The 15,363-nt window shown below is 42.8% G+C and carries 18 protein-coding genes; 10 read left to right on the top strand and 8 right to left on the bottom strand.

Features of this window, described 5'->3' with window-relative positions; all coding sequences use genetic code 11:
- Positions 1-122 precede the first annotated feature (122 nt).
- From RB622_RS07795 to RB622_RS07785, 3 genes are all read left to right on the top strand, one after another.
- Positions 123-1,466, top strand: coding sequence for an FGGY family carbohydrate kinase (locus RB622_RS07795; RefSeq protein ID WP_308045996.1), 1,344 nt, complete (start codon positions 123-125; stop codon positions 1,464-1,466).
- A 189-nt stretch (positions 1,467-1,655) separates the two neighbouring features.
- Positions 1,656-1,934: a type II toxin-antitoxin system RelE/ParE family toxin gene (locus tag RB622_RS07790; RefSeq protein WP_308045995.1), complete on the top strand. Its 279-nt coding sequence runs from the start codon at positions 1,656-1,658 to the stop codon at positions 1,932-1,934.
- Between the two features lie 12 nt (positions 1,935-1,946).
- A complete protein-coding gene (locus RB622_RS07785) occupies positions 1,947-2,279 on the top strand; it encodes a HigA family addiction module antitoxin (RefSeq protein WP_308045994.1) in 333 nt (110 codons plus the stop codon).
- A 4-nt stretch (positions 2,280-2,283) separates the two neighbouring features.
- Here RB622_RS07785 and recG read toward each other — a convergent pair whose 3' ends face one another.
- Complete coding sequence (recG, locus tag RB622_RS07780; protein WP_308045993.1) at positions 2,284-4,404, bottom strand: ATP-dependent DNA helicase RecG; 2,121 nt, start codon at positions 4,402-4,404, stop codon at positions 2,284-2,286.
- A 99-nt stretch (positions 4,405-4,503) separates the two neighbouring features.
- Between recG and RB622_RS07775 the strand changes: the two genes are divergently transcribed.
- On the top strand, positions 4,504-5,004 hold the full coding sequence (locus tag RB622_RS07775; RefSeq protein ID WP_308045992.1) for a DUF2911 domain-containing protein: 501 nt from the start codon (positions 4,504-4,506) through the stop codon (positions 5,002-5,004).
- A gap of 76 nt (positions 5,005-5,080) precedes the next feature.
- Here the strand turns inward: RB622_RS07775 and RB622_RS07770 are convergent, their stop codons facing one another.
- From RB622_RS07770 to RB622_RS07745, 6 genes are all read right to left on the bottom strand, one after another.
- Positions 5,081-5,377 (bottom strand): transcriptional regulator, encoded by a 297-nt coding sequence (locus tag RB622_RS07770; RefSeq protein WP_308045991.1) that lies wholly within the window; start codon positions 5,375-5,377, stop codon positions 5,081-5,083.
- A gap of 30 nt (positions 5,378-5,407) precedes the next feature.
- Complete coding sequence (locus RB622_RS07765) at positions 5,408-6,526, bottom strand: hypothetical protein (protein WP_308045990.1); 1,119 nt, start codon at positions 6,524-6,526, stop codon at positions 5,408-5,410.
- A 26-nt stretch (positions 6,527-6,552) separates the two neighbouring features.
- A complete protein-coding gene (locus tag RB622_RS07760) occupies positions 6,553-6,930 on the bottom strand; it encodes a diacylglycerol kinase family protein (RefSeq protein ID WP_308045989.1) in 378 nt (125 codons plus the stop codon).
- Positions 6,905-7,591 (bottom strand): DUF1361 domain-containing protein, encoded by a 687-nt coding sequence (locus RB622_RS07755; protein ID WP_308045988.1) that lies wholly within the window; start codon positions 7,589-7,591, stop codon positions 6,905-6,907. The genes RB622_RS07760 and RB622_RS07755 overlap by 26 nt, the downstream gene beginning before the upstream one ends.
- 141 nt (positions 7,592-7,732) lie before the next feature.
- Complete coding sequence (locus RB622_RS07750) at positions 7,733-8,635, bottom strand: SMP-30/gluconolactonase/LRE family protein (protein WP_308045987.1); 903 nt, start codon at positions 8,633-8,635, stop codon at positions 7,733-7,735.
- A gap of 46 nt (positions 8,636-8,681) precedes the next feature.
- Positions 8,682-9,332 carry a thioredoxin family protein gene (locus RB622_RS07745; RefSeq protein ID WP_308045986.1) on the bottom strand — a complete coding sequence of 217 codons (651 nt, stop codon included), beginning with the start codon at positions 9,330-9,332 and terminating at the stop codon, positions 8,682-8,684.
- A 325-nt stretch (positions 9,333-9,657) separates the two neighbouring features.
- On the opposite strand from RB622_RS07745, the gene rplU reads away from it, so the two are divergent.
- The 6 genes from rplU (at position 9,658) to RB622_RS07715 (ending at position 14,907) form a co-directional block, all read left to right on the top strand.
- Entirely contained in the window at positions 9,658-9,969 is a 312-nt protein-coding gene (gene rplU / locus RB622_RS07740; protein WP_308045985.1) for a 50S ribosomal protein L21, read from the top strand.
- 84 nt (positions 9,970-10,053) lie between these two features.
- Complete coding sequence (rpmA, locus tag RB622_RS07735; RefSeq protein ID WP_308045984.1) at positions 10,054-10,338, top strand: 50S ribosomal protein L27; 285 nt, start codon at positions 10,054-10,056, stop codon at positions 10,336-10,338.
- A gap of 158 nt (positions 10,339-10,496) precedes the next feature.
- Complete coding sequence (locus RB622_RS07730; RefSeq protein WP_308045983.1) at positions 10,497-11,093, top strand: NifU family protein; 597 nt, start codon at positions 10,497-10,499, stop codon at positions 11,091-11,093.
- Positions 11,094-11,244: 151 nt separating this feature from the next.
- Positions 11,245-12,318 (top strand): hypothetical protein, encoded by a 1,074-nt coding sequence (locus RB622_RS07725; protein ID WP_308045982.1) that lies wholly within the window; start codon positions 11,245-11,247, stop codon positions 12,316-12,318.
- Positions 12,306-13,361: a ferredoxin--NADP reductase gene (locus RB622_RS07720; protein ID WP_308045981.1), complete on the top strand. Its 1,056-nt coding sequence runs from the start codon at positions 12,306-12,308 to the stop codon at positions 13,359-13,361. Before RB622_RS07725 ends, RB622_RS07720 begins: the two co-directional genes overlap by 13 nt.
- A 478-nt stretch (positions 13,362-13,839) precedes the next feature.
- The gene (locus RB622_RS07715) at positions 13,840-14,907 is read left to right on the top strand and encodes a substrate-binding domain-containing protein (protein ID WP_308045980.1); all 1,068 of its coding nucleotides are present in this window, start codon (positions 13,840-13,842) and stop codon (positions 14,905-14,907) included.
- Positions 14,908-15,158: 251 nt separating this feature from the next.
- Here the strand turns inward: RB622_RS07715 and RB622_RS07710 are convergent.
- A partial coding sequence (locus tag RB622_RS07710) for a transposase (RefSeq protein WP_308045979.1) occupies positions 15,159-15,363 on the bottom strand: 205 nt, incomplete at its 5' end.

Raw genomic sequence — 15,363 nt, 5'->3', positions numbered from 1 at the left:
ATATTCGGTGAATAAGTAAGATTTTTAAAAGTCAGACTAAGGGTATAGCTTTTAAAGTAAAGTCACTATATTAACCGAAAAATAGATTTCCGTATATTAAAAGTGATAGCGCATACAAAATAATGAAAGTAACGGCGGTTTTTGATATTGGCAGAACCAATAAGAAGTATGTACTTTTTGATGAAAAGTATCAGATCATAGAAGAAGTTACCGAGTCGCTTCCTGAGACAACGGATGAGGATGGATTTCCAACGGAAAATATTGAATTGTTAACGCAATGGGTTGAAGAGCGCTGGGCTGATTTAAAGAATAATCCAAAATATCATATTCAGGCGGTGAATGCCGCGGCTTATGGAGCGAGTCTGGTCCATCTGGATGCAGCCAATAAACCGGTTACACCGTTATATTCTTATTTAAAACCGCTTCCTGAGGCACTTTTAAACCAATTTTACAGCACCCACGGCGATCCGACACGCATTGCACTGCAGACGGGCTCACCGGCTATGGGCATGTTGAATTCGGGTATGCAGCTGTATTGGCTTAAACATACCAAACCTGATGTTTATAAGAAGATAGTTTCCTCGCTTCATTTACCACAGTATATTTTGTTCCTGTTGACTGGAAGAAAAGCCAGTGACTATACCTCCATAGGATGTCATACGGCACTTTGGAGTTTTGAAATGTGGGATTATCATGACTGGGTAAAACAGGAAGGTATTCAGAAAAAACTTCCGCCGGTATTGGCCTCGTCGTCGTTTATTTATCGCGATGCTGAAAAAACAATACAATCAGGATTTGGTCTTCACGATAGTTCATCGGCATTGGTACCGTACAGAATGGCCGTTAAAAAGCCGTTTGTATTATTGTCCACCGGTACCTGGTGTATTAACTTCAATCCGTTTTATTCTAAACCGCTTACCTCGCACCAGCTGGATCGGGATTGCATGAATTACCTGACACCGGAAGGTAGTGGCGTCACGACGTCGCGTCTGTTTATGGGCCGTGAGCACGATTTTCAGGTAAAACGAATTGCGGAATATTTCAAAGTTGAGAAAGACTTTTATAAGAAGGTAGCCTATAACGAAGAGATTTTAAAAGCCGATACGCCTCCGTTTTATGCGGCCTGTATGGCTGGAAACGGGCCATTTCCGGAAGTAAATACGAAGGAATGGCAGATCAGTGCCTTTGCATCACCGGAGGCTGCTTACCATCATTTGATCAAGGGACTGACGGAAATGCTTAAAGTTTCACTGAATTTGATCGGTGTCAAGGATGTGCATTCCATTTATATTGATGGCGGATTTGCTAAAAATGAGATATTTACCCGCTTGATCGCAGGTTATTTTCCTGATCATAAAGTGTATGCGACGGATTTGCCTTATGCGACATCCCTGGGTGCAGCGCTGCACGTGACAAGACCTCAATCTTTTGAATTTAAAAGTGAGATCAGGGAAGTGGTTGCCTGATAAGATTATATTGTTTTATGAAAGCCCCGGAAGTTTGTTATACTTCTGGGGCTTTTTTGTTTTGGGGGTGTTTGGATGGATTCGAGAATCGTATCCGAACGCTTGTGTGTTGCAAACAGGATTACTTTTTAGTTTTCTGACGTCTCAAATTGTGTCGGAGGAAGCTTTATTGGTTGTCCATTTGCGGTTATGATAGAAAGTATTCAGCATAAAGGAATTAAACTTTTGTTTGAAAATGATAATGCCTCAAAGCTTACGGGTCATTTGGTGGATAAAGTGCGGGAAATTGTATCTTTGTTAGACACTGCGAACGATGTGGAGCAGTTAAATATTCCTGGTTATCGGTTGCATAAGTTGAGTGGAGAGCTAAAGGATTTTTATTCAATAAAAGTAAACGCGAACTATCGGATCATTTTTCGTTTTATGGATGGCAGTGCTTACGATGTTGACTTTGTAGATTATCATTAAAAGGAAATTGTTATGTTGAAGAGAGGAATGCGTCCGGCCCATCCAGGGGCAATCTTAAATGGCATGATTGAGGGATTGAGAGAGGAAACTAATGAAACCTTTACTATAACGGAAATTGCCGAAGGTTTGGGTGTAAATCGCAAAACCTTGTCACAAATCCTCCATATGAAATCGGGTATTAGTCCGGAAATGGCTATAAAGCTGTCGGAAGCTTTTGGTACAAGCGCGGAGTTGTGGATGAATTTGCAGAAAAAATATGATTTATGGCATGCGGAAAAAAAGGTTAGCCGTGAAACTATCAGGCATTTTATCAATGCCGATGTAAAAGGGTTGCAGTCAGCGTAATTTTTTAACTAATCCGGCTCCAGTTCGTCTCTTCCTTCCGCATGTTATTGATATGATTCCGGATCGGCGCGTTTTCGGGCTGCACCAGATCAGGATCAGTATTTAAAATTGCTTCTGCCGAAATTCTCGCTGCTTTTAAAATTTCCCCGTCCTGCGCCAGATTGGCAATTAACAGATCCATAAGTCCGCTTTGCTGGGTGCCTGAGATGTCACCGGGGCCACGCAGTTGCAAATCTACCTCGGCAATTTCAAAACCGTCATTGGTCCTGCACATGGTTTCCAGCCGTAGCTTGGTTTCCTTACTGATTTTATAATCGGTGATCAGAATACAATAAGATTGTTCCGCTCCGCGACCAACCCGTCCGCGCAGCTGATGAAGCTGGGATAAACCAAAGCGTTCGGCATTTTCAACAACCATCACAGAGGCATTTGGGACATTAACCCCAACCTCAATTACCGTGGTCGCTACCATTATTTTGGTCTCTGCCCTGACAAAACGTGCCATTTCGAAATCCTTGTCTTTGGGCTTCATTTTTCCGTGAAGGATACTTAACGGTACATCGGGAAATGCCCGGGCAATGCTCTCGTAACCGTCCATCAAGTCTTTTAAATCCAGTTTTTCCGATTCTTCAATCAAGGGATAAACCATGTAGATCTGTCTCCCTTTTGCGATTTCGTCCCGCAGAAAACCAAAAACGGAAAGCCGGTGCGCGTCATAACGATGCACGGTTTTAATAGGTTTTCTTCCCGCCGGTAGTTCATTGATCGCCGATATGTCCAGGTCTCCGTAGAGTGTCATGGCCAGCGTCCTGGGAATAGGCGTCGCCGTCATGACCAGCATATGGGGATTGGTGAACTGGTTTTTGGCCCACAACTTACTGCGCTGGGCAACGCCAAACCGGTGTTGTTCATCAATAACACACAGTCCCAGATTCTTAAACTGCACGATATCTTCGATCAGTGCATGTGTGCCGACGATAATCTGCATGGAGCCGTCCAGCAGTTGCGCGTGTATAAGCTCCCGCTCTTTTTTCTTTGTTGAACCCGTCAGTTTACCAATATTGATGCCTAGCAAATCAGCAAATATTTTAAGCCCCTGATAATGCTGATCCGTCAGGATTTCTGTGGGCGCCATCAGACAGGCTTGTGCATCGTTGTCCAATGCCAAAAGCATCGTAATAAAAGCAACGATCGTTTTGCCGGAACCTACATCACCCTGTAAGAGCCGGTTCATCTGTTTTCCGGTTTTCAGATCTTCACGGATTTCATGGAGTACACGTACCTGGGCGCCGGTCAGCTCAAAAGGCAGGTGATTTTCGTAAAATTCACGCAGCAGCGTGGTTCTGTGAAAGACCAGTCCCGGGAATTCGGTTTTATGTAAAAGCTTGTTTTTAATTAACCTGAACTGGTTGTAAAAAAGCTCTTCAAATTTCAATCTTCGTTGTGACTGATGAAGCCAGGCCTGGCTTTGCGGATTATGCAGGTTCCAGAGTGCATCCGTTTTGGTTACCATCCGGTATTTTTGAACCAGATTTTCCGGTAACGTTTCACGGATATGCGGCCTGGCAATTTCCAGTAGACCCCGTATCATTTTACCGATCGCTTTGCTGTCAACAAATTTCCTGCGGAGTTTTTCGGTCAGCGGATAAACGGGCTGCCAATAACCGCCTTTTTCATTTTCCTGGGTTAATAATTCAATTTCCGGGTGTGTGATGCTCCACTTTGACCCAAAGGTTACGGGCTTTCCATAAACAATATATTCCGCATTGGGGCGCAGGTATTTTTCGAAATAATTTATACTTTGAAACCATACGAGATCGATCGTGCCGGTACCGTCCGTAAACTGGCCGACGAGACGTTTTTTTCCTCCCTCACCAACAATCGTCCATTCTCTTAACCGGCCTTTGATTTGGGCAGCTGGTAATAATTCGGTTAACTGGCTTATCCTGTGAAAGATAGTCCTGTCTTCATGCCTGAATGGATAATGCTGTAACAGGTCACCATAATTGAATATACCCAATTCCTGATTAAGCAGTGCGGCCCGCTGTGGACCGACGCCTTTAAGGAATTCGATTTTGGTGTCGAAAAAATTGTTGCGTACTTGTGTTTGCTCTCCGGAAGTCATTTTTCAAAAGTACGAAATTTGAACTAAATGACTTGGTTCACAACTTTTGAATTACGTATTTCGTTACTGATTCAATAACCACCATTACTAAACAAATTTATGAAAAAAACTCTTTTCTCTTTATTATTGACATTTGTTGCATTTAGCTGGTCATGTGCACAAAGCCCGAGAGTTACTGCTGACGGCAAAAATGTAAGCGTGGCCTATGGTCAGCCATCGAAAAAAGGACGTGTACTTTTTGGTAAAGAAGGAAGCGAAAGTCTTGAAAAATATGGTAAAATCTGGCGCACCGGTGCCAATGCTTCTACTGAAATTACATTTAAAAAAGATGGTCAGTTTGGAGGCAAGGCTGTTAAGGCAGGTACTTACAGTTTGTTTACCATACCTGGTGAAAAAGAATGGAGCGTTATTTTGAACAGCGTTGTGGGCCAGTCTGGTGCTTATGATTATGAAAAAAATAAGGCAAAGGATGTGTTGAAAATTACAGTTCCTGCGAAAACGTATGCAGCTTCTGAGGAAAAACTGACATTCACAGCTAAAGACACTGAGCTACAATTCCAGTGGGATAAATCGGGTTTCGCTGTTCCTTTGAAATTCTAAATAGTACGATTGTTAAAATAAAAGCGCAGGGCACGAAATTTCATGCCCTGCGCTTTTATTTTAACTGCTATCCGGTTTACATATTTTGTCGGATCATATTTTCCAAAACCTGAAGGTGGTCGGTGAAGGCTTTTTGTCCGGCTTCCGTCGCCTTGTAAGTAGTATTGGGTTTTCGTCCGACAAATTGTTTTTGAACCAGGATATATGCCGTTTCCTCCAACGCCTTCAGATGTGACGCGAGATTCCCGTCCGTAAGTTGCAGGAGCTCTTTCAGTTCATTAAAACTTACGGCATCATTCACCACCAGAACGGACATCAATCCGAGGCGAATTTTACTTTCAAATACTTTATTAAATTTTTCTAACCATTCCATTGTGCCCGCAAGTTATGAAGTCATTGAGAACTATTTGTTGACTTCCATAAAAAGTAGCGCATCCCGGTTGCGAAGCCATACCGCCTGATCGCGCTGATTATTGGCCTGTGCCGTAATGATTGTCGATGCGAGTCCGGTGCCGAGGGATACCCAAAAGAATTTTTTCAGTGCATCCCGGTTGCCTGTTACCAGTGAAAAAATGGAGCCGGCAGAACCGGCAATGGAGATAACCAGGGCGAGATTCCGCTTGCGCCTCGAACCGAGATATAACTGCATACCGCCTTCAGAAATCATAAATTCCTTTCTGATCGCTTTTTGTCCGGTATACACAACATTGTTTTTTATATAACTATTAGCGCCCTGAAGATAGATTGTTTCCTTATCGTACCATTTTCTGGCGGTGGTGTCTGTGGGTAAAGCAGATGGTATTTGTGCCTGACAAAAAGCCGAGGAAAGCAAGATAAGCAGTAAAGCCGAAAGTCCGCCCTTTGGCGTTTTAAAAGAACTACCGCCTTCACGATCGTATTTGTGATACATCGCAAACCCATACACAATGTGTAACACGCCGAACCCCAGCGCCCAGAAGAAAAGCGAAAACCCGGTGAAAAATAGCGCCATAGCGCCAATAATAATTTCAAGAATGCCCATGTAGGAAACCTCCGGCCAGGTATAACGGCTTGCGTTAAACAAAGCTAATCCGTAAAAAATCAAAGTGGCCGGCAATACGAGCCAGATGTAACCATAAGAAAGCATAGCCAGACAAAATATCCCGCCGGTTGCAAGGGGAATGATCATACCCAGAAGTAGCCTGCGCGAGTTTTTATTCCAAACCTGAAACCCCTTTTTGTGTGCTTTTCTAACCGTCAGTAAAATGCCAATGGCTAAGGAAAAGAACAGCACCAGTGTCCCGTCCAGAAGCAGAAAGTTTATGGCCTCTTTTTGGGTAATGGCGCCGGAGGTATCATACGATGAAAAACTTTCGGTGAACCAGTCTGTTTTTAAACGGACATAAGCCACAGCTGCACCGATCAATGCGAAAATACCTGCAAAAACACCGCTTAATCCGCTCAGTGAAAGGAACTTGTTTGACCGTTCCATCAGGTCGCGGATTTCGTTTAAGGTGTGTAGTGAGTCTTGGTTTGCGGACATATATAATCAGATTCGGAGATAAGAGTTTAGTTCAGGCATTCCCAGATTTTTGGGAAAAAGATAAATCCGGCTACAACAACGGCAGAAATTGCAAGGATCAAAACACCGGCTGCGGCCACGTCCTTTACGATCTTAATCGACGGATGGTAGTCTGTGGTTACCGTATCGGCCAGTTTTTCAATCGCCGTGTTAAAAGCTTCTGCGGACCATACCAGCGCAATCTGAATCGTGATAATGCACCATTCTGTTGCTGAAAGTTTAAAGCTGATTCCGGCTATTACGATCAGGCCGGCAGCCAGTAAATGGATTTTTGCGTTGTTTTCCTGCCGGAATAAATCGTAAATGCCGACACCGGCATAACGGAAACTTTTAAGCGCTTTACGAATATTTATGGGTTGAGTCATTTCTTTTCATTTCTGCGAAAATATGGAATGCAAAGTACAACAACATCAGCACGAACGAAAACGTGAAGGTGTGTTTTATGGCAAAAGGGTCACGCATGCTGTGTAAAATGCCCCGCGCCAGTGACATCGGCTGTGCAATAATATCCCAGCTGTTCCAGCGTCCATATCTGCCCAAAAAGACACCAAATCCGCTCAGGAACATCGAACCGGCGATGGCCAGCCAGGCAATTGACTCATTCCAGCGATGCGTCAGCAGGCGATGGACGATTCTGATAGAATAAAGTCCTGTCAGAAAGCCGGAAACCGCAAACGTGAAAATCATGAGCGCGTCAAACCAGATCATGTCCGCTGAGGTTGCTCTCAAATGAAGCAGATCGGTGATGATGTAAGGCGCATTCGGAAAGAAAAGCAGCCAGACGGATAAATGTATCAGCAGCAGCCAGAACGGGATAGCGCCCGAGAGCTCTTTTTGCCAAACCCATTTAATGTAAAAAAGGGGCACCCAGGCAAGGAATAAATTCCATGGAAGAAAGATAAAGCCGAGATTTTGTGTGATAAGAATTCTGAAAAATAAAAGCGATAAAGAAGAAGCAGAAACCAGCGCTAGCAAGGCCACTTTGTGATTTCCCTTTAAATAGCGGAGCAGTGTATTTAGTGTCATGGTTTTTATTTAAAGTACTTTGTTTTACAAAGTAAATAGATAAAACTTTATTTACTCAATTCTGGCCAGATTATTTTAGCAGGCGAATCGTTATTGTTCTGTAATAGAAACTTTTATGGATAAAACCGGGTCGCTCAAATCTTACTTCCCGGCAGAAAATTCCTTCATCATCTGCCATTCTCGTCCGGCAGTTTTTGCTTTGAAAGTTTCAAGGCAGCCACGGTCCTGAAGGGTAATGTAACAGGTCTTGCCATTTTTTCCGCCAAAACAGATGTTGGAAACTTTCTTACCGATGGTGGGTATGGTGTGGATCACTTTACCGGCTGGTGAAAGTACCGCCACTTCACCTTTGCCGTGACGGGCGATGTATAAGTTTCCATGGATATCGCAGCGCATGCCATCCATGCCGCCGTCGGCGAAGGTATGGATGAGGCGTTTGTTGGACAATGTTCCGTCCGAAGCAAGGTCAAATGCCCAGACATTGCGTTGAACGCTCTCGTTGACGTATAAAGTTTTTTCATCCGGACTGATATCGATACCATTGGTTGTACCCATTTTTTCAGCGACCAGCCGGGTTTTTCCCGCCGGTGAAACATGCCATATCTGTCCGGTTCCTTCTTTCCAGTTAGGATCTGAGCAAAAAATATGGCCGCTTTTGGTGATTGCCAGATCGTTAGGCTGGTTCATTCTGGGCTCGTTGGCGAAAACAGTCACATTTTTCGTGATCATATCGACTTTCAGCACATTATGTCCCGTAAAATCGGCTACGTAAAAAGTGTTTTTATCCGCGAAACGGATGCCATTTCCAGTACTTCCTTTTGGGAGCGTTACAAAGAAACCTGATTTTCCACGGCGGTTCATTTGGGCAATGGTGCCGTCTCTGGCAAAATTCACTGCATAGATATTTCCCTCCGAATCCACAGCGGGACCTTCACAATTGGCCGTAAATTCACCCTCGGCCGAGAATTTTTTGGATTGACCGAAACTACTAAAGTTATTTGAAATCAATAATGCAACAAACAGGGCAAATGCTGAAGTCTTCATGAGTGAAATAAAAGATAAGAGGGAACGATATTAAAAGGGTCTGGAATTAATTTCTCCACTTAATGGCGCATCCAATCGGCTTGGTCGACATCGTGACCACGGGCTTACCGCCAATTAAGTTGCCGACGGCTTCTTCCACATAAAATTTAGTGGCTCCGGCAGGATCCTGTGGATTGTCGTCGATCATGCCAATATATTGAACAACAAAGCGGCCATTGCTTCTTGAAACAACATACACCTGGGGTGTGCGGGCAGCGCCGAATGCCCTGGCCACAGTTTGCATTTCATCGACCAGATAGGGATAGTTATACCCTTTTGAGGATGCGCGCTCTTTCATTTTTTCAAATGAGTCGTCCATATGTGTGCCCGGATCGCTCGGATTGATAGCAATCACCGGAAATCCCTGGGAAGCATATTTGTTGTTTAAAGCAATAACCCGGTCCTCATACGCTTTTGCAAAAGGGCAGTGGTTGCTCGTAAATACTACGATAACCCCTCTAGAAGAAGAAAAATCGGCAAGCGAGATGATTCTTCCGTCAATATTTTTCAGTTTAAAATTGGCAACCCCATCGCCAACCTGATATCCGCTGGACTGCAAAACCTCCGTTGTATTTTTTGTAATGTCATTATAGTCGTTTTTAGCCGCAGAGGCTACGCCAGAGAGGGCAATAAGTGAAATCCACAGAAAGAGTTTCATCTTGTTTAATTTAGTATTCATTCAATGCTCATGACGTTAGTTTATATAAAAGTAACCGAATGAAATGTTAACCTTTGTTAATACTGGTAAAAGGGCGTCGGATTGCATACTTACCCGTTTTCGCTTTGTATACTGGTATATCTAAAACGTACGAAATTAGCTATTTATTCGGGTTTCCAATACGCAGGTATCCGAAATGCGTGATGAAGGTGAATTGTTTTTAATGACCCCGCAGTATTTTTTACGATAAACCGTTGTGATTCTGTTGATATCTGTTTATCTTTGCACCTCGTTTTTGAATATCAGTTTATCATAAATTATTATCATGTACGCAATCGTAGAAATCGCAGGTCAGCAATTTAAAGTTGAAAAGGGTCGCGAAATCTTCACGCATAGGCTTGAAGGTGACGTGAACGCTGCTCTTGTGTTTGACAAAGTCCTACTCGTTGATAACGGAGGCACAGTACAAGTAGGTGTTCCTACAGTAGCAGGCGCTTCTGTAAAAGTTACGGTGCTTGAACACCTTAAAGGTGAAAAAGTGATCGTCTTCAAAAAGAAGAGACGTAAGGGTTACAAAGTTAAGAATGGTCACCGTCAGTATTTGACGAAGATCAGCATTGACGAAATCGTAGCTTAATTAAAGGCGGTATTCCGCTGCGGCTGTGGTTTTAACTAATCCCGGCTTATTCACAATCATCGAAAAAACAAAAAGTAAGATATCATGGCACATAAGAAAGGTGTAGGTAGCTCAAGGAACGGACGTGAATCAGAAAGCAAGCGTCTTGGTGTAAAATTGTTCGGCGGTCAGCACGCGAAAGCAGGAAATATTCTTGTTCGTCAGCGCGGAACGAAACACAACCCAGGCAATAACGTAGGTATTGGTCGTGACCATACTTTGTTTGCTTTGGTTGAAGGACACGTTGTTTTCCGTAAAACACGTCTTAACAAATCTTTCGTTCACATCGAACCTATCGCTGCTGCAGTTGAAGTTACTGCTGAAGCATAGTCCAAAGATTTTCGGTTAATCCGTAAGATTTTAGAAACCCGCTGGATTTATTCAGCGGGTTTCTGTTTTTATTTGGATTGGTTTAAACCAAAATAGCAAAACACGTGTTCTAAACAAGGATCGTAAGAATTGTCCTATACCAGATATTATTGAATACCATGTTAAAACGTCCCGTATTTGTATATACAGAATTAAGTCCGAACCCGAATTCGATGAAATTCGTCCTGAATTTCGAATTGGTACCTGAGGGACTTTCATTTGATTATCCTTCTCTGGAATCGACTTTGGAAGAAGGAAGCGGCTCTCCTTTGGCGGGAGATTTGTTTCAGTTTCCTCATGTAAAAAGGGTTTTTATTGCCAGCAACTTCATAACGATTTCAAAAGGCGATGATATTGCCTGGGAAGAGGTTTTGCGTGATACCAAACAGTTTATTAAAATTTATTTCGAAGAAAATCAACCGGTATTTTTTGAAAAAACAATCGAGAAAAATACACTGATTGTCGATTCAAGAGATTCAGATACGGTTCAGAAAATAAAAGCAGCACTTGACCAGTACGTGCGCCCGGCCGTAGAATCTGATGGTGGTGCCATTAACTTCCACTCTTTTAACGAAGATACGGGAACAGTTAAAGTATTGCTTCAGGGCTCATGCAGCGGATGCCCGTCGTCTACGCTGACCTTGAAAGCCGGGATCGAAAATTTATTGACCCGCATGGTGCCTGATGTAAAAGAAGTAGTTGCCGAAGGAGTATAACTTAGGCTTTCGGTCGTCAGCTATCAGCTTTCGGCTAGTATTAATAACCCAGGCCGAAAGTCGACTGCTGACGGCCGATCGCTCTAAAGAAACCCTTGCCTCAACAGGCTGGGTTTTCTTTTTTTGTGACAATTTGCTAGCTTTCCGGTTCATGAAAGACACGTTACAGCATTTCATTGCTAAAATTGAAAATATTCAGTCAAAAGGAGACCGGTATTTTCCGGAAGGAATTTTTCCGGCTTATCGGGACAATGGGCTAATTGGTTATAACCGGCCGGATACGACGATGTTCTTTTCGGCGATTATTACGTTTACTTTACAATCCATTTTTGAGCAGGCGGATTTTGTTTCGCAGCAGCAGATCAAAGGGATCACCTCACGGGTTATTCAAAATTATCCGGATTTTCAGAATAAGGATGGATTGAAAACCTATAATTTCTGGAAGACAAAACCGTCCAAGCATTTCCCGAACGGACATATTTTTAGGCATTTTGAGCATTTTCGCATTCCGGATGATGTGGATGACACTGCTTTTGCATACCTCACGACAAATCCGGAGCATGAGGAGGTTTTATGGCTTAAAGAGAAACTCACTTTACACGCCAACGGGACAAAGCAGTGGATACGGAATACATATCCGGAATATCGGAATCTTAAGGCCTATTCGACCTGGTTTGGGAAGAATATGTATATCGAATTTGATGTTTGCGTGCTTAGTAATCTGCTTTATTTTGTCTTTAAAAATGATTTACCTTTAAATAAACACGACGAGGATAGCCTGACTTATATAAGGTCTGTGATTGAAACCGGCCGCTACCTCACGGTTCCATTCCGGTGCGCACACCAATATCCCCGCACGCCGCTGATTATCTATCATGTCAGTCGGCTTATGGCTGCTTTTAGGCCTTCTCTGTTGGAGCCCATTCGGCAAAAACTTATTGACGATACAATGGCGTTATTAAAGAAAACCCGAAATCCGATGGACAAGGTTATTCTGTCTACCTCTCTGCTGCGGCTGGGTTTGCGGACGGAGCGTATTCCTGTTGAAACGTTTACCAAAAAGGATTTTGAAAATTTTCACTTCTTTATCGCGGGCTTAATGACGGCCTATGAGAATAAATTACTTTACAGGATTTCGAGCACACGGATTTTTCACATGCACTGGCTTTGTGAAGCGCATAACTGGACGCTACTGGCGGAATATGAAACTTTATGGAACAAATAACAGATGTGACAATATTGCTTCGTGTGCGACAAATTATTGTTGAAAGCCATGACACCAGAACTTTTGTTTTCGAGAAAACCGATGGCGGGAAACTGGATTACCAGGCTGGTCAGTTTCTTACTTTTTTGATTGCTATACACGGGCATGAGGTAAGGCGTTCCTATTCGATGAGTTCGGCGCCCGATGTGGATGAATATCCTGCCGTAACCGTTAAACGTGTGCCAAACGGAGAAATATCCCGCTTCTGGATCGACTTAGTTGATGAGGGAGATGTTTTTACGGTCTTGCCTGCTTCGGGGCGATTTACGCTCGAAAAATCATTGGAAGGGCCAAGGGATATTGTCCTGATCGGAGCCGGAAGTGGCATCACGCCACTGTTCTCTATTTTGAAACAGGTACTTTCCTCGGAAACTGACAGTAAAGTGACACTGCTGTATGCGAACAGAAATGAAAAGAGTACACTTTTCATGGAACAGCTCAGCGACTGGGAAACACGTTTTTCGGAAAGACTTAAGGTAATTCATATTCACAGCCAACCTACTGATCACTGGAATGGTGTACGAGGCCGGATCAATAATACAAGGCTGGAACAGATGATCAATAAGGCACTTTCTTATCGACCTGAAAACGCACGGTTTTTTATTTGCGGGCCTTTTGAGCTGATGCGGACTACCGAGATCACGCTGCATTATATGGGATTTGGGAGGGATCAGATACGCAGGGAAAACTTTGTGGTCCGTAATCCGTCACCTGTGCCAAGCGTTGCGCTGCCGCATAGCATCCGTCTGATTTTTAAGAGTAACGGTTACGACTTGTATATACCGGAAGATAAAACAATTCTTCAGGCGGCATTGGACGCCGGTATTCATTTGCCTTACAGCTGCAAGGGCGGGAGTTGCGCTACCTGTGCGGGCGTCTGTAAATCGGGGAGTGTACACATGACCATTAACGATGTGCTTACGGATGGGGATCTTGCGCAGGGATGGATACTGACCTGCACGGCTTATCCGCAGGACGATCATGTAACGATTGAAATTACATAGAATTGAGGCTTGCAAACAAAAAACGTGCAGAATTTGAATTCTGCACGCCAGGTCCAAGAGTTTAGAACTAGTAAGGACTTTTTAAGGGTTTAGGAATAATATAATGCAATTGGAATCTGCGTAACGAAAACAGCGGTTATTGCTTTAAATCAACGAATTTTCTTTTTACATTTTTATTTAATGCAAAATTACTTGTAATCTGTTACGAAGCAAGTAATTTTAAAGAAAAGTGTTCGAGCACGCACTAGTTTTTTTGTGATGTGCACGAACACATAATATTTTTATCGTTTACTGATTAGTTTTGTAAATCTAATGCACATTTTTTTAATTTCTAAGAAATATTAAATAATGTGTTGAAATTTTATTGTTTTGGTTGCCATAGAGGCCATAGAATAAGTTTTCGGGGTTGATGATAGTAATTGTACTATTTTTATACAAATGAAATCCGGGTACATTCCCGCTCGTTATTGTTGACACAGTGAAAAAGAAGATTGTACGAATTAAAGATATTGCCGAGCGCGCTGAAACGTCTAAGGGAACTGTTGACCGGGTTTTGCATAACCGCGGGAGAGTGGCGGAAGATGTGCGTGAAAAAGTATTGAAAATTATTAAGGAAATGAATTACGAGCCAAATTTTTTGGCTCAGTCTTTGAAAACGCAGAAGACTTACAGTTTTATAGCATTGGTTCCAGATCCTAAAACGGACCCGTACTGGGAATTTCCGGAACATGGTATTGCAAAGGCGGAAAAGGATCTCAGACAGTACGGAATTTCGATTACCCGATTTATTTTCGATCCGCATGATGTTAGTTCCTTTATTGAAAAAGCAAAAGACGTAACCCGCGAACATCCCGACGGACTTCTCGTAGCGCCGCTTTTTTACAAGGAAGTATTACCTTTTTTTAAGGAATGGGAAGCGCTGGAAATTCCTTACGTGTTGTTCAATACTCAGATTTCTAACATAAATCCCCTTTGCTACATCGGGCAGGATTCTTATCAAAGCGGGTTTCTGGCGGCCAAGATTTTAAGTTTCGGTTTGCCGGATGCTTGTTCGATGCTCGTCTTGCATATTGATGAAGATCTGCCCAATTCCGCGCATTTGATTACAAAAGAGGAGGGTTTTAAGGATTATTTTATCAGAAAAAACCTGACGGATAAATACAAGGTGCTGGAAGCTTCGCTGAATTTTTCGGAAGGTGAATCGTTTGACCATAATCTTGATCAGCTTTTGGCGGGCGAAAAGGAACTAAGGGCGATTTATGTGACCAACTCGAAAGCCTTTGCCATTGCCCAGTATCTTGAAAAAAATAAGCTGAACCATATCAAACTGGTCGGCTACGATTTAATTCCGCAGAATCTGCATTACCTGAATCTTGGTTTTGTTGATTTTCTGATCAATCAAAATCCGCTAGGGCAGGGGTATTGGGGGATTTATCAGCTGGCCAATCATTTGGTTTTCAAAAAAGAAATTCCGCCGATTAAATTTCTGCCGCTGGATATCATTACCCAGGAAAATCTGGAATACTATCTGGATCCGGAGCAGTAATATTGCATAAGGAGCTGTTGGCAATTAGCTATATGCGATTAGCTCAGTAACCGAATGATTAATAGCTTGTTATAAAAATCAATAATATAAACTAATTTTTCACTACTACTTATCAAAGCAAAGAGGGTGTCTCAAAACCAAAATGAGGCACCCTCTTTCATTTACGTTATTTGCCACGGCAAAACTGAGGTTTGAATTCATACAATCAAATCTCAGCGAGATTAATTTGCCAGCTGGGCTAAAATGCTCGTTTAAGCAGCCTTTTTTCTGATATTTTGTGCAATTGCCAGTAAGCCAAATTCAATTTCAACCTTTTGTTTGCCTCTGAGCATAAATTGTTTAAACCCGTGGTTGCTTTTAATACTAGCAAAAACGGGTTCAACATCAAAACATCTTTTCTTTCGTCTCTGAATTCCTTCCGGACTATTGAGCAGCTCCTGGGCTTTTTTCTTCTGT

Origin of the sequence: Dyadobacter sp. LHD-138 (genome assembly GCF_030929615.1) — a bacterium.
In the GTDB taxonomy this organism is placed as follows: Bacteria; Bacteroidota; Bacteroidia; order Cytophagales; family Spirosomataceae; genus Dyadobacter.
Note: the sequence above shows the minus strand (reverse complement) of the source record. Positions and strands in the feature narration are given on the sequence as shown.

Coding starts and splice junctions, on each gene's coding strand:
- RB622_RS07730 (WP_308045983.1), top strand. CDS start 10,497: ATGTTAAAACGTCCCGTATTTGTATATACAGAATTAAGTCCGAACCCG.
- RB622_RS07795 (WP_308045996.1), top strand. CDS start 123: ATGAAAGTAACGGCGGTTTTTGATATTGGCAGAACCAATAAGAAGTAT.
- rpmA (WP_308045984.1), top strand. CDS start 10,054: ATGGCACATAAGAAAGGTGTAGGTAGCTCAAGGAACGGACGTGAATCA.
- recG (WP_308045993.1), bottom strand. CDS start 4,404: ATGACTTCCGGAGAGCAAACACAAGTACGCAACAATTTTTTCGACACC.
- RB622_RS07775 (WP_308045992.1), top strand. CDS start 4,504: ATGAAAAAAACTCTTTTCTCTTTATTATTGACATTTGTTGCATTTAGC.
- RB622_RS07760 (WP_308045989.1), bottom strand. CDS start 6,930: ATGACTCAACCCATAAATATTCGTAAAGCGCTTAAAAGTTTCCGTTAT.
- RB622_RS07785 (WP_308045994.1), top strand. CDS start 1,947: ATGTTGAAGAGAGGAATGCGTCCGGCCCATCCAGGGGCAATCTTAAAT.
- RB622_RS07725 (WP_308045982.1), top strand. CDS start 11,245: ATGAAAGACACGTTACAGCATTTCATTGCTAAAATTGAAAATATTCAG.
- RB622_RS07755 (WP_308045988.1), bottom strand. CDS start 7,591: ATGACACTAAATACACTGCTCCGCTATTTAAAGGGAAATCACAAAGTG.
- rplU (WP_308045985.1), top strand. CDS start 9,658: ATGTACGCAATCGTAGAAATCGCAGGTCAGCAATTTAAAGTTGAAAAG.
- RB622_RS07770 (WP_308045991.1), bottom strand. CDS start 5,377: ATGGAATGGTTAGAAAAATTTAATAAAGTATTTGAAAGTAAAATTCGC.
- RB622_RS07750 (WP_308045987.1), bottom strand. CDS start 8,635: ATGAAGACTTCAGCATTTGCCCTGTTTGTTGCATTATTGATTTCAAAT.
- RB622_RS07745 (WP_308045986.1), bottom strand. CDS start 9,332: ATGAAACTCTTTCTGTGGATTTCACTTATTGCCCTCTCTGGCGTAGCC.
- RB622_RS07790 (WP_308045995.1), top strand. CDS start 1,656: ATGATAGAAAGTATTCAGCATAAAGGAATTAAACTTTTGTTTGAAAAT.
- RB622_RS07765 (WP_308045990.1), bottom strand. CDS start 6,526: ATGTCCGCAAACCAAGACTCACTACACACCTTAAACGAAATCCGCGAC.
- RB622_RS07720 (WP_308045981.1), top strand. CDS start 12,306: ATGGAACAAATAACAGATGTGACAATATTGCTTCGTGTGCGACAAATT.